The organism is Bremerella volcania, from assembly GCF_007748115.1.
Classification (GTDB): domain Bacteria; phylum Planctomycetota; class Planctomycetia; order Pirellulales; family Pirellulaceae; genus Bremerella; species Bremerella volcania.
Genome location: NZ_CP036289.1, coordinates 3,352,953 through 3,367,136 on the forward strand (window position 1 = coordinate 3,352,953; position 14,184 = coordinate 3,367,136).

The window sequence follows — 14,184 nt, forward strand, 5'->3', positions numbered from 1 at the left end:
GATGTGGAATCATCTTGACCTTCATGCGCGAAGTCTTTGGACGCTGGCCCGGACGAAGCTGGCAGCTCGTCGCGGAATAGGCAAAGCAATGCAGCGGCAGCGTGACGAATTCTATTCGCATGCCTGGGAGCAAGCGGCCGCGCAGATCGGAGCCTCGTTCGACCACCTGGAAGGCGGGCTCTACGAGATTCGTCGCCACGGCCAAAGCACCCGAGTCTGGAAGAACTATACACCGCACGACGATCCGGGCACCCTTCGCCTGGCTGGCAATAAGCCGCTGGTTTTGCAAAAGCTGAAGCAGGTCGCCCCGCAGTCTCCCTGGAAAACCTTCACCATCGCGTCCCTCGACACAGCACGCAAACTGCTCGACGGTAGCCCGCATGTTGTGAAGCCTGCCCGCAACACCGGCGCCGGATCGGGTGTCACCACAGGCGTACGGACTTTAAGCGATCTCCGAACGTCAGCGGCAATTGCATCGGCCTTCGATTCGACGCTGCTGATCGAAAAGCAGATTGCAGGAGCCAACTATCGCCTCCTGTTTCTGTATGGCGAGTTGCTCGAAGTCGTTCGTCGTGATCCTCCTGCCATTCAAGGAGACGGCAGAAGTTCGATTCGACAATTGGTCGCGGCGGAGAACGCACTTCGCCGCGAACAGGGGTGGCGACGCGCGCAAACCATGTTGACGGTCGATGACGACATGCGACGTACCTTGTCCTCTTCCGGATTGACTCTGCGATCGGTTCCCCCGGCGGACCAACCGGTAACGCTCAAGACGGTCATCAACGAGAACCAAGCGGCCGAAAACGAAGTTGTGGATGATCTGTGTCCCGAGATTGTCGCTTCGTGTCGCGATTGCGCTCGCGAGTTGGGCATTCAATTGGCAGGGGTCGATATCATCACGACCGATCCAAGCGTCCCGCTCGAGCAGTCGGGTGGCGTTGTGCTGGAAGTGAATACGACGCCTGGGTTCTATCATCACTTGGATTGCGACGAATTGAAGTGCCGCGTCGCCCCTGCGATTCTGGACGCGGCTTTGCGGCAGTCAAACTCTTCTCTCAAATCGCAGCTCAACGAAAAGTGGGAGGTGGCCAACTGATGTCTGCGATACCTCCCGCGGTAAGCAAGCCGTCCCTACCACGTGAAACGGCCTGTTCAATGACCACCAGGCCTCCGGCCATCATCATTGGTGGCGGAGCGAATGCCCTCTCGATTGCCCGCAGCTTGGGTCGCCAAGGCATCCAGGTTTGGGTACTCAACTACGCCCATTCTCCCGTGCGTTACTCTCGATTCGCCACGTGGCTGACTCTGGACGGAGCGTCGCAGGGCAAGTCGGCGTGGGGAGACTTCCTGCTTGGTTCGGCTTCCGATGACCTGGAAGGGGCCGTCCTCATTCCCGCGAGTGATGTTGCCTTGGAACTGCTGATCGAGCACTACGCGAAGCTGAAACGCAAATTTCGTCTTGATCTGTTCGTGCCGGATGCTCAGGCCTCGATGCTCAATAAGTTGGAAACCTACCAGGCCGCGGCGCGCGTCGGTGTCCCAACCCCCAAATTCTGGCTCGTCGACTCAAAATCCTCAGTCATGAGTCTTCAGGATGAACTCGTCTTTCCGCTGCTGGTGAAGCCGCTTTACTCGCATCGATTTGTTGCCACGTTTGGCGTGAAATTCCTGGTTGCGGAGACATTCGAGCAGCTGAAGTCTGCTTGGGACAAGATCGACGAAGACCACGAGGTTATGCTCGTGGAAAAGATTCCCGGGCCCGACAGCCAACTTTGCAGCTACTACACCTACATCGATGAAGATGGCAAGCACCTGTTTCAGTTCACCAAGCGTATCATCCGAAGGTTTCCTCCCGAGATGGGGGTCGCGTGTCGGCACGTTACCGCTCACATTCCGGAACTGGTAGAGCCTGCCACGAAACTGTTCGCCGAAGCAGGCTTACGCGGTCTGGCCAACGTCGAGTTCAAACAAGACCCACGGGACGGGGTTTTAAAGCTCATTGAATGCAACGCCCGAATTACCGCAGCGAACATTTTGCTCGATCGCTGTGGATATGATCTGGCGTCGTTTCTGTATCAACGCGTCGTCCAGGGTGAGCTACCGCAGTTCGGGGACTACCCCGATGAAGCCTACCTCTGGAATCCGGTCGACGACCTGCGGGCTTTTCTTCAGCTGAGAATCCGCGGGGAGTTGAGTTTTTGGGAGTGGATTCGAAGCATCAGCAAGACAAACGTGACCCTTCAGATCTTCCAATGGAGTGACCCCCTGCCTGCGTGGATGGATACCTGGCATCGACTTCGTCGGGTTTTGAAACGCAAATAACTTTTGTGGCAAAGCGGTCTCATGCGTGAAGAAAATCATCCTCAAGATCCAACTGATTTCGGCAGGCAATTTTCCATCTTTGCCTTTCTGATGGCATGTGGAATTTTGTTTCACCAGTCGTTTCTCTCGGATTGGAATCCACTCTCCCATCATATCTTGCCGTCATTGGCGGCAATCATCGTGCTCTCACGTCCAAGGTCGCTGGTGGCATTCCCGGTGATGACCGCCGCGCATTTGGCCAGTGTCTTCGTTGATCTTCCTTACGTCGTCAATCACTGGATCTTTGTTGGCGTCATCGACGTCGCGATCCTGCTGACGGCGCTGGCTCTATGGGGGCGGCATCGGTTTGCTCGGCTGACCGGTGGAGAACTCCTCCAAGTGCTTGCCCCGGTGATACGCTGGTCGGTGCTTATGATGTACACGTTTGCCGCACTGGCGAAACTTAATTCTGACTTCTTCAAGCCAGAGTTAAGTGCTGCCGTCTCCTTGTATGGCGGACTGTCGGAGAAGCTAGGGGGAATCCTGCCTCAAGAGACCTGGGCTTTCCATCTTGTCATCTGGGGAACGGCCACTCTGGAGTGTTCGTTGCCGTTTCTCCTGTCCATCAGAAAAACTCGCTGGCTTGGCATTGCCCTGGCCTTCTCGTTTCACTTCGCCATGGGGGTGTCGGGCTTTATTCCGTTCTCTGGTTTTGCGGTCGCATTTCTCTTTTTGTTTCTGCCGGAAGACGTGCCGGCTCGCTTTTCTGAATTTCGAACCAAGATGCCATGGCTGGATAAGTCATGTACCGCGATCGTCCGAGTCTTTGGCAGCCCAGTAACACCGATCACTTTGTGCCTGGCTTGGTTTTTAATCGCTTGCACACGAACGTATGCCTGGCTTCCGCCGGACCAGGTTCGCATGGCGGTCATTCGCGTCGGGCAGTTGCTGTTCGCGCTCTATTACGGCGGCGTGGCATTCTTCGTTTGGAAAATGTACGGCCGCACGCTCCTTGACCCCAGCGATCAGCCGCGCCCGGCATCGCTGAAGCTGGCCAGCATCGGTTTGGCGATCGTTCCGCTGGTCGTCATCCTGAACGCATTGTGCCCCTACATCGGCTTGAAGACCGAAAGCTCATTCACGATGTATAGTAACCTTCAGACGGAAGGAAATCAGTGGAACCACCTGTTGATGCCCAAAGCGATGAAAGTCTTTCACTGGCAAGACGACCTGGTGAGCATTATCGACTCGACCTACCCGCCGTTTGAGCACGCCGCGAAGGAAGGTATCCGGTTAACGTGGTTTGAGTTTCACCGCCAGACCAGCGAGGCCGACAGCATCGCCGTGACCTATCGCCGAGGGGACGAAATCTACCAGGTCGCGGACTCCAAAAGTGATCCGGTTTTGTCGAGTCCGCCTGAAGTTTATTGGGGGAAGTGGATGTGGTTTCGCGAAGTGCCACTGCCTGAGAAGAACACCATTCGGCATTAATCATGATGAATAGAATGTTGTCCCAATGTGCGCTTGGCCTGGTAAATTCCTGGGCAGGAAGTGGCCTCCTCTCGTCGATCGAGTCGACCGATCGGCGTGACAACATCCTGCGCGTGATCACCTATCATCGCGTTGATCTTCCATGCGAGCACCCACACCTTTACCCAGGCGTGCATAGTGCGACGCCAGAGCAGTTCGCTACTCAGCTCGACCAACTTCAAGCATGCTGCCACATTGTTTCACTCGACGACGTCCTGGACGCCCTGGAAGGACGCCGCCGTTTACCTCCCAAGTCGGTATTGATCACCTTCGACGACGCTTACCAGAATTTTGAAGCGGCGTGGCATCACCTGAAGTCGCGCAATCTACCAGTCGTCCTGTTCGTGCCTACCTCGTTTCCCGATCATCCGGAGCGAACGTTCTGGTGGGATCGGGTTCATTGGGCGATTCAGTCGACCCCTCAAACGCAGATAACACTGGATGGACAAACGCTATCTTTGGATGGTCTGAATCAAAAGAACCAGGCTGTCCGCCAGATTGCCGCCAAAGTCAAGGAGCTTCCTCACCGCGAAGCGATGCCTTGGATTGACGCGATTTGCGAAGAGTTGCAAGAGGACGTCAGGCCCAACCGGGTCCTCACCTGGCAGCGGCTGCGCGAGTTGTCCGAGGAAGGGGTCGCCATGGGTGCCCATACGCACACGCACCCGCTGATGAATCAAATCACGCTGGAAGAGGCCTACGACGAGGCGGTTCGCTCTCGCGAGAAACTGCAGAAGCATCTGGGCCAGGAGATTCGCACTTTCTGTTACCCGGCCGGCGGCGTCAGCGATGAAGTCGCCGCGATGTTGAAAGAGATCGGCTACGCCGCGGCATTTACCACGCAGCGGGGCGTGAACGACATAGACGCCTGCGACGCGATGCGACTCCATCGAATCAATGTCGGAGCGCGCACCTCGACGAACGTCATGCGAATGCAATTCCTCTCGTACGCCCGAGGGCTGAAGGCCACCCGTCAGCCCGCCTAGAATCCCCAGACGCTTCGATAGGGGAACAGGAACACGTCGTCGATCAGGCGATCGAACGTGCGGCGGAAGTACCAGTTTGCATCGGGGTTCAAGTAGATGATGTCGCCGGGGCAAACATTGATATTTTCTTCACGGCACTTGCGGGCCTTGATCAAGTCGACGTGAATCAGCATCGGACACTGGCCAGGAATCTGGCGATGGACGGTGACCGTCGTGGGGGACTCGATCGGATCGATATATCCGGCCATGGCCACGGCGGTAACGACGTCGACTTCGCGATCTCGTGGAAGGATAAACCCACCGCCCAGCTCTCGCTCGCGTTCGCCAGCTGAGAATCGCACCACATTCGTCGGATTCAATTTACCCACCACGTAGAAGACTTCGTTTCGGCGATTGGGTACGACCACGACGTCCCCTTCATGCAGGATCACGTCGTGCGGGCCGAAGTTGAGGTTGTCCATGCCGCGCAGGTCGATCTTCACGACCTCAGGCGTTACGCCGTGTGCCCTGCGGTGAATCTCGATCGCTTCGGCAGCGTCTTCCGTCAAGCCGCCTGCGAGTGCAATCGCATGGGCCACGTCGTTTTCGTAGCGAGGTAGCTCCGTAACCCCAGGAGCCGAAACCTTACCCAGCACCACGACACTGAAGGTCGCCTTTTGGGCCAGCGAAATACTCACCGTCGGCGAGTTGAAGAAACCCGCGGCGTAGGCTCGCGTGATTTCCGATTGGGCTTGCGCAAGATTCAATCCGCCAACCGGAACCGATCCGACCAGCGGAAGTTGGACGTGACCCGAGCCCATGACTTGTACCAAGAGGGGTCGATACTCGCCGTTGGGAAATAATTCAGGGACGGTGACTTCCAGCACGTCTTCCGGCCCCAACAGGTAATCCTTGGGAGGCGGTGCCGTCAGCATCGTGAAGTTCAACGGAGTTCCACCGGTGCGGAGCGGAAGACGATATTCTTCCGGTAGCGTGCTGGCAGGCACGCCACCACTGACCAGCGGAGCATAACAGCCTGAGCAGATAATTAGCGCGCAGACCACAAACAGGCCATAAATCGCCTTCGTGCTGAAGCGCATAACTGCTAGCATTCGGCCGTTTCCTCTTCCGTGAGCTTTCGGCGTTTTCGTAGTATCCCTTGATGCAATCAGTTTCGGCTTAATTGGCGCAACGATTAAGACGAGTCGCTTTCCATCCTACGACTCTTTTAGGTGGGAGAACCATACTCTTTTAGCTAACCGGAAGGTCAACGTACATCGGCTTCTTGATCTGGTGCATCAGCTGAGCGATCGTCTGGTCGTCGGCCGAAGCGCTTAACTTCTCGAGCCCTCGCCGGCCGAACACCATGGCGATGTCGCGAATCAGTTGCAGCGGCGAGTCGATCTCGAGCTTGTCGAACAGTTGCGTCCGAAAGGTATGAACGGTTTTGATGCCGATTCCCATTTCCAGGGCAATCTCTTTGACGTGCTTTCCGGCCACCATGTGGCGAAATACCTCGCGCTGACGGTCGGTCAACGTCGTGATGCGACGGCCAAGCCGTTGTCGCTCGCAGTACGTTTTTCGGCGTAGCCGCGTACCCAGGATCGCCTGATCGATAACGACCTTCGCTCGGTCCAGTTCAAAGGGCTTTTCCAAAATGGACATTGCTCCCGCTTCCAGACACACCAGGGCCCGATGCAGCTGGGCTTCGGTTGCCGAGATCAGAATCGACGTAAGCTCCGTGCTCTGGCAAAGCTTCTGGATCAGCGATTCACCGCGACCACCCTCAAAGTTAACGTCGATCACCAGCGCGTCAAACACGGTCAGGGATTGCTCGAAAGCGTCAATGCTATCCAGGCAATGAACGTGCCGCGACGTATCCTGCAGGCGATCGAGCAGTCGCTTGCGCTGTCCTACGTTCGACTCGAGCAGGGCGATATGGGAACTTGGAGTAAGCAATGTTCGACTTCGTGAAATTCCAAGAAGAGAGAAGAATCGCAACCCGTTACCAATGGTGGGAGCGATCCCTCAGGTGCGGTTTGACGGTAAACCGAATCCTGATCTTCTGCTGCCGATAAAACCGTAGTTTGCTTAGGGTTCGGCGGCAAACGCGGCGTTTCCAGAAATGCGCAGCCAGGCAAGATTCTTAGGCCGCTAGTTCGCAACCTTCCCCTTGAAAGGACCGTGCTGGTTGGCGCGATTTTGCTGAGTCAACACGTCATAGCGATTAGGCAGCCAAAAGGGAGAAGGCAAATGAGAATCGCCACCAGGCGGGCGATTCTCTTGGCCACTGTTAGAAATGTCGCATTCGACTCGCCACTATTCGGGGAGCTGAGCGCTGTGATAGACGTTCTGCACGTCTTCACAATCATCCAGCATGTCGAGAAACTTCTCGAACGCCTTGGCGTCGTCGCCAGTCAGCGGGGTACTTGCCTGAGCAATGAACGTAATTTCCTGAACCTCCAGTTCCACATCGGGAATCGCGTCCTGCAGGGCCTGCTTGGCTTTGAAGAAGTCGGTGGCCGTGGTAAAGACCGTCAGTTGGCCGTCTTCTTCTTCGACGTCATCCACATCGACGTCCGCTTCGAGCATTGCCTCAAGAACCTGATCCTGCTCGCCACCCTTGAACGAGAAGACTGCCAGATGATCGAACAAGTGCGAAACGGAGCCCGTATTGCCGAGCTTGGCGCCACTCTTGTTGAAGCAGTTGCGAACGTCGGTGATCGTGCGATTGGGGTTGTCGGTCAGGCAGTCGACAATGACGCTGCAGCCACCAGGGCCGAACCCTTCGTAGCGAGCTTCCGAGTAGTCCTCTCCCCCTGCCCCTTTGGCCTTTTCGAGCGCCTTATCGATGACGTGGGCCGGTACCTGCTCGCGTTTGGCCTTTTCCATCAGGCTCTTGAGCGTTGGATTGGACTCCGGATCAGGGACCCCATTCTTCGCCGCAACGTACAGCATCTTGCCGTATTTGGAGTAAAGCTTGGACTTTTGGGCGGCCGTCTTAGCAATCGAATGCTTCCGGTTTTCGAAGCTTCTTCCCATTCGCGTAATCTACTTATGGTGTCAAAGAGGAGGTTAAGAAATCGCTGCACAACAAAGATAAACCAGTTCGCGGATTCGGGCAATTGCTCTCCACTGGCATCGCAACCAGCCAACCGCTACCAACGGTAACATTTTCCACCGTAACACGTTACCGCTAGTCGTTGCACCCATGCATCGAGAGAACTCAACGACATGAATGCGCTTGAAACCTGCAAGATCGTCGTCCTAGCGGTAGTTTATCGGGTTGAACCTCCCTTATCCGTCGATTCCGACGACCATTTCTCCCACTGCTGATCGAGCCACTTCGGATCCGGCATGGCGTCGGTAACCAGGTATCGATAGCGAGCCTTATAAGGGTGGTCGCCGTCGATTACGAACTCTCCATCGACGCACGGAGCAAAGCAGAAATAGGGCTTCGTAGGATGGATTCGAGCAGCCTGAGGAGCCCGGAAATTCTGGGGATCGCTCAGCACGGTAATGCTCACCGGCTTTCCGTCGATCTCGCCCCACAGCGAAACCCACTTGGCATGCTGATGGTTTCCCTTAGCTCGCTTAGAACCCTCACTGTTCAAGAAACCGCTCGGTTCGAGCTCGTCCTTATCCTTACTATCCGTCACCCATCGGGCAGGCCCCCGTACCGCGAAGCCTCCGTAGTGGTACTCATTGATGACCAATGGATGCGTGGTGATCGATGACTGGGTCGACTCCAAATCGAACATACGATAACTGCCGTCGGTTGGATAAGCGGTAACTTTCCACCTCTCTCGCAGCACATCCGCCTTGGGCTCGGTTTCCTTGCGGTGGATCAGATCGACCTCGAACCCGGCGCGGTCGTCCTCTTGAAAGGTGGACACGACCTGCTCGTGGAGGACGCGACCGGTACCGCCGCCAAGGTTCCAGAAATCGATCGTTTCGTCCTGGTAGGTTGTTTTCACCCAGGCCGCGAAGATGCCTTGCTGATGCGGGTGGTCTTTCGCGAACATCGCCGTCACCGATTGGCCACTCGGCGAGCATACCGGGTGCAAGCATCCGCTGCGCTCGTAAACACCTTTGAGCCCCTTGGGAACCGGCGGCGAGACTTTGTTATAGGTCAGGATCGATTGGTCTCCATCTTGAACCACGATCGTGTTCTCCGATTCCACAACGCGTAGTTTCTCGGCCAGGCAATCAGCAGAGGTCCCACCAAGCCAGGTGATGGCCACGAGGAAAGTCATGACGAGCGACGATGCAAGTTTCATCTCGAGAAACTCCCTGTGCAGGTTGAGCGGAGTGCGAATGAAAAGGAAGTCTCTATTCTAGCTGCTGAGCGAGCCGACGGGTAAGCCTTACCGCGGTTTGATAGGTTTCACAATATACCTTAGGTGGCCGACGATACATCTCATTGCCCTCCCCCCATGTCGCCAACTACAACGTTAAGAATAGAATGACCAGTGGAAAGCCCGTCACCATCATCAGCGGCCCGCCCGAAACTGGCGCGACACAAGACGACACCCCCTCCCGGAGCGAATATCCCCTGGGGAATTTCGCCTGCCATCACGCCGGGACTCAATCCCTAACGAGGAAGGTTTATCGATGAAGGCTCTACTACTCTCGGAATACAAGAAGCTGGACGTTGTCGAGTTTGACGAGCCTGAGATTGGCGACCACGATCTGCTGATTAGCGTCAAAGCTTGCGGCATCTGCGGCAGCGATATCCACGGATACGACGGAAGCACCGGCCGTCGCCAACCTCCGCTGGTGATGGGGCACGAAGCCGCCGGGGTCGTGGCGAAGGTCGGCAAATCGGTGGCCGGGTTTAAGGAAGGAGACCGGGTCACGTTCGACTCGACCGTTTCCTGCGGACATTGCTTCTATTGCCGTCGCGGCGAGATCAATCTTTGCGACAACCGGATGGTGCTGGGTGTTTCGTGCGACGAATACCGCCGACACGGAGCGTTTGCCGAGTACGTCGCCGTCCCGCAGCACATCTGCTACCACCTGCCGGCCTCGATTCCTTTCAATCACGCGGCCATGATCGAAGCGGTCTCTGTGGCCGTTCACGCCGCCGGCCGGGCACCGGTCACGCTTGGCGATACGGCGGTGGTCGTAGGGAGCGGCATGATTGGCCTGCTTGCCATTCAAGCGATTCGCCTGGCCGGATGCTCGCAGGTCATCGCCGTCGATCTCGACGCCAATCGGCTGGAAGTTGCCAAGAAGCTGGGTGCCGACGTCGGAATCGTCGCCAGCGAAGGAAACGTCGAAGAAAAAGTACGCGAGCTAACCGGCGGGCGCGGTGCCGACGTCGTGCTGGAAGTGGTCGGCGCAACCCCGACCGTCAAGACCGCCATCGGTTGCGCCAAGAAAGGTGGCTCGATTGTTCTGGTGGGCAACCTGGCCCCTCACGTCGAGTTTCCGCTGCAAGCCGTCGTCACGCGCGAGCTTTCGGTCTATGGCTCGTGTGCGTCGAGTGGCGAGTACCCGGCATGCATCGACCTGATGGCACGCGGCCTCATCCGCGTCGAAGACATGATCACCGCGACCGCCTCGCTGGAAGAAAGCGTCGATTGGTTTGCTCGTCTTTACTCGGGCGAACCCGGCGCGATGAAGGTCATCGTCGATCCGACGCGATAAGCAAACCGGCATGGGCAATCGGGGTGACGAATCTCGCCCCCTTTGCCTGTCTTCTCACCCTTCATCGACTCACCCACCGCACCATCCAGGAACGTTTTGCAACAAGCGCTGCAAATCGTGCTTCTGTTTCGCTGCTTCCCCCTTGGTGGAAGGGCTCGTCCGTAATACGGACGCAATTCTTGTTGACTAAGAAGCCAGAACTCTACAATAGCTTCATCGAACCGTAACCTTGGCTCGGAGTTTCTGGCTTTGCGAAATGACCCTGGTAGTTGGATGGTGCCTCTCTCAATGCGCGTGTGCTCGCTGGCGAGCTTACTTGCCGTAATGGGAGTCTTCCTCGGGCAGGCAAACGTTCACGCCGAGACATTGACCGAAGCCAAAGACCTGTTCCGCACCGGAGAATACGCCAAGTGCGTCGAGGTGGCCGCCCAAGAGATTGAAGGGGGTCGGACTTTCGTCGACTGGTACGTCCTGAAGACCGAAAGCGAACTGACCCTTGGCCGCTACGCCGATGCCGCCCAGACGATCGATGACGCCAAGAAGGTCTCACCGACGAATCTGCGGCTGCTGTGGCTGGAACGAGACGTCCGCCGCTTCAATGGCCAATCGAATCAAGCCAAGGAAGTCCTCGCTCAACTCGGGGCTCAGCTGGAACGCACCAGTGGAATCTATCGCGACTTGGAAACCTCGCTCGTGATCGGCAAGTTCTTCCTCGAAATCGGTGCCGACGCCAAGCGGATACGAATCGATCTGTTCAAGCCGATTCAACAGCGAGCTCCCGGCTTGCCCAACGCCTACATCGCCGCCGCCGAACTGGCACTTTCCAAGAATGACTATGCCTTAGCCGCCGAAGACTTTCAGCTCGCCTTGAAAGTGGATGAAGACAACCCGCGCGTCCTGTTCGGCCTGGCCCAGGCCTTCGAGCCGAGTGATTCCGAGAAGGCGGAAGAGTACCTTCAGAAAACCCTCGAGATCAATCCGAAGTACATCCCAGGCCTGTTGATGATTGCCGAGAGCCACCTCTCGGCCGAACGTTACGACGAAACGGAGAAACTGCTGGCCAAGGCGCTGGAGATCAACCCTCATCACCCCAGTGCCTGGGCCATTCGGGCCGTTCTGGCACATCTGGCCAATGACACTGCCCGGGAGAAAGAATGTCGCGAAAAAGCATTGGCTCACTGGAAAGACAACCCGGAAGTCGACTATCTCATCGGAAAGCATTTGGCGCGGAAGTACCGCTTTGCCGAAGCCGCTGCCGCCCAGCGCCGGGCACTTCAGTTCGACAGCAACTATCTTCCCGCGAAGATGGAACTCTCCAACGATCTGTTGCGGCTGGGCAAGGAAGAACAAGGCTGGAAGCTGGCCGAAGAGGTCTTCGACGCCGACAATTACAATGTCGTCGCTCACAACTTATCGACCCTCCAAGAGCACGTGGCCAAGTTCCGCACGATTGAAAGCGATGGCTTCATCGTGCGCATGGATGCCGAGGAAGCCGCCATCTACGGTGATCGCGTGCTCCAACTGCTGCGCGAGGCCAAGTCGGTTTTGTGCAAGAAATATGATGTCGAGCTGAACGAGCCGATCGCGATCGAGATCTTCCCCAAACAGCAAGACTTCGCCATCCGCACGTTCGGACTTCCCGGCGGTGCCGGCTTTCTGGGGGTTTGCTTCGGCAACGTGATCACCATGAATTCGCCAGCCTCCCAGACCGATAACCCAACCAACTGGGAGGCCGTGCTATGGCACGAGTTCTGTCACGTCGTCACGCTGAACAAGACCCACAACAAGATGCCGCGGTGGCTCAGCGAAGGGATCTCGGTCTACGAAGAGATCCAGCGAGACCCGTCGTGGGGCCAGTCGATCTCGCCTGCCTATCGAGAAATGATTCTGGGGGACGATCTCACGCCGGTCAGCGAGCTAAGTGGTGCTTTCCTGCGTCCACCCAGCTCGAAGCATTTGATGTTCGCCTATTACGAGTCATCCCTGGTAGTCGAGTTCCTGGTCGACGAGTTTGGCATCGAAGCCGTTCGTTCGATCCTCGATGAACTCGGCAAAGGACTGCAAATCAACGACGCGATTGCCCGGCACGCGGCACCGCTGGATGCGATCGACGCTGGCTTTCAGCAATTCATCCAGGATCGCGCCCAGGCCTTTGCACCGGAGGCCGACTTTGGCGCTGAAGATCTTCCCCAACCGCGTATCACCGAGCTTCAGGCGTGGCTGAAAGAGCACCCCAACAGCTACCCCGGGCTCCAAATGTATGCTGCGGCACTCATCCGCGAGCAAAAGTTCACCGAGGCCCTGGAGCCTATCGAAAAGCTTCAGCAGTTGGCTCCCGACTATGCCGGCGACGGAAGCCCCTTGCCGATGAAGGCCCAGATTTTGAAAGAATTGGGCGAAACCCAACAAGAACTGGCGGTGTTAGAACAACTGGCGAAGCTGCGCGCCGACGCGATCGATGCCTATCGGCGACTGGCCGAGTTGCACGCCGAAGCAGGCCAATGGCAGTCGGTGGTCGTCAATGCCAAGCGAATTCGGGCCGTCAATCCACTCATTCAAGAGCCGTATCTCTTGCTCGCCAAGGCCGGAGAGCAAATGGATGAGGGAGAAGTCGCCATCGAGGGACTATCGACGCTGGCCGTCTTACATCCCTACGATCCGGCCGATGTCCATTTTCGGCTTGCTCAGCGGCTGCATGAAACCCAGCAGAACGAGAAAGCGTTACGGCACGTCCTTTTGGCGTTGGAGGAAGCACCCCGGTATCGTGCTGCCCTGAAGCTGTTGCTTGAACTGACCGAACACGACTCCCCCTTGCCCGACCGGCCCTCTCCCGCCAAGGATGATTCCCAGTAATGATGAAATCGAAACCGGTCCGAATCCTGTGCCTCTTTCTTACGATCACGCTACTCGCTGGCGTGGTCTGGGCTCAGTTTCAGGACGGCTTTCGATCGCGAGGACGTTACGGCCGTGACTTCTCTCCCACGCGTGGGGCTCAGAACGATTGGGAAATCGACGAGAAGTTCGAGCACGAAGCGTTTCGCTTTGCCCGCGTGAAGTACACCTCGTACGGCTGGCGAGACAAGTGGGCCACCGACTTCCCCGAAAGCGATCTGAATCTGCCCCACCGGTTGCGTGAATTGACTTCGATGGAAGTTCACCCGGAAAGCGTGATCGTCGAACTGACCGATGACAACCTGTCGGACTACCCGTTCCTCTACATCGTTGAACCAGGCCAGATGAACCTCACCGAAGGGGAAGTCACCGGTTTACGAACCTACCTCCAAAACGGCGGCTTTCTGATGGTCGACGACTTCTGGGGAGAGGAGGAATGGCAAACGTTTTACCACAACATCAAACGCGTCTTCCCCGATCGCGAACCGGAAGAACTGCCGCTGGAGCACGACATCTTTCACCTGGTGTACGACCTGGCCGAGAAACCCATGATCGTCAGCATCGGCACCTGGATGCGCGGTAGCGAAACCGAACGCTGGGACGCCGACGAACCTCACTACAAAGGCATCTTCGATGACAAAGGCCGCATGATGGTCGTCATTTGCCATAACACCGACCTGGGAGACGGCTGGGAAGAAGAAGGAGTCGACCCCACCTACTTCAAACAATATTCCGAACGCTTCGCCTATCCCCTGGGGATCAACATCATCACCTATGCGATGACCCATTAACCCCCTGCACTGCCCGTAACAGCCAAGCCCTCGTCCCTTCATCCCACCAGAAA

The 14,184-nt window shown here is 56.9% G+C and carries 11 protein-coding genes; 7 read left to right on the top strand and 4 right to left on the bottom strand.

Translation table 11 applies throughout. The features are described from left to right. The first annotated feature begins 1 nt into the window (after position 1). The 4 genes from Pan97_RS13545 (at position 2) to Pan97_RS13560 (ending at position 4,817) form a co-directional block, all read left to right on the top strand. A complete protein-coding gene (locus Pan97_RS13545) occupies positions 2-1,096 on the top strand; it encodes a cyanophycin synthetase (protein WP_144973365.1) in 1,095 nt (364 codons plus the stop codon). Next, entirely contained in the window at positions 1,096-2,322 is a 1,227-nt protein-coding gene (locus Pan97_RS13550) for a carboxylate--amine ligase (RefSeq protein WP_144973367.1), read from the top strand. Before Pan97_RS13545 ends, Pan97_RS13550 begins: the two co-directional genes overlap by 1 nt. A gap of 180 nt (positions 2,323-2,502) precedes the next feature. Beyond that, the gene (locus Pan97_RS13555; protein WP_165698743.1) at positions 2,503-3,792 is read left to right on the top strand and encodes an HTTM domain-containing protein; all 1,290 of its coding nucleotides are present in this window, start codon (positions 2,503-2,505) and stop codon (positions 3,790-3,792) included. A gap of 14 nt (positions 3,793-3,806) precedes the next feature. Then, positions 3,807-4,817, top strand: coding sequence for a polysaccharide deacetylase family protein (locus Pan97_RS13560; RefSeq protein ID WP_165698744.1), 1,011 nt, complete (start codon positions 3,807-3,809; stop codon positions 4,815-4,817). Here the strand turns inward: Pan97_RS13560 and Pan97_RS13565 are convergent. The 4 genes from Pan97_RS13565 to Pan97_RS13580 form a co-directional block, all read right to left on the bottom strand. Further along, complete coding sequence (locus tag Pan97_RS13565) at positions 4,814-5,908, bottom strand: polysaccharide biosynthesis/export family protein (RefSeq protein WP_144973373.1); 1,095 nt, start codon at positions 5,906-5,908, stop codon at positions 4,814-4,816. The two genes, Pan97_RS13560 and Pan97_RS13565, sit on opposite strands and share 4 nt — an antisense overlap. 139 nt (positions 5,909-6,047) lie before the next feature. Next, positions 6,048-6,755: a response regulator transcription factor gene (locus Pan97_RS13570; RefSeq protein ID WP_144973375.1), complete on the bottom strand. Its 708-nt coding sequence runs from the start codon at positions 6,753-6,755 to the stop codon at positions 6,048-6,050. A 360-nt stretch (positions 6,756-7,115) separates the two neighbouring features. After that, positions 7,116-7,838, bottom strand: a complete 723-nt coding sequence (locus tag Pan97_RS13575; RefSeq protein ID WP_144973377.1) for a YebC/PmpR family DNA-binding transcriptional regulator — start codon at positions 7,836-7,838, stop codon at positions 7,116-7,118. A gap of 236 nt (positions 7,839-8,074) precedes the next feature. After that, complete coding sequence (locus Pan97_RS13580) at positions 8,075-9,076, bottom strand: DUF6807 domain-containing protein (protein ID WP_144973379.1); 1,002 nt, start codon at positions 9,074-9,076, stop codon at positions 8,075-8,077. 334 nt (positions 9,077-9,410) lie between these two features. Here Pan97_RS13580 and Pan97_RS13585 point away from each other — a divergent pair, with 334 nt between their 5' ends. The 3 genes from Pan97_RS13585 (at position 9,411) to Pan97_RS13595 (ending at position 14,131) form a co-directional block, all read left to right on the top strand. Continuing rightward, positions 9,411-10,448 (top strand): zinc-dependent alcohol dehydrogenase, encoded by a 1,038-nt coding sequence (locus tag Pan97_RS13585; RefSeq protein WP_144973381.1) that lies wholly within the window; start codon positions 9,411-9,413, stop codon positions 10,446-10,448. A gap of 273 nt (positions 10,449-10,721) precedes the next feature. After that, positions 10,722-13,301, top strand: a complete 2,580-nt coding sequence (locus Pan97_RS13590) for a tetratricopeptide repeat protein (protein WP_196782094.1) — start codon at positions 10,722-10,724, stop codon at positions 13,299-13,301. After that, positions 13,301-14,131: a DUF4159 domain-containing protein gene (locus tag Pan97_RS13595; RefSeq protein WP_196782095.1), complete on the top strand. Its 831-nt coding sequence runs from the start codon at positions 13,301-13,303 to the stop codon at positions 14,129-14,131. Before Pan97_RS13590 ends, Pan97_RS13595 begins: the two co-directional genes overlap by 1 nt. The last annotated feature ends 53 nt before the right edge of the window (positions 14,132-14,184 follow it).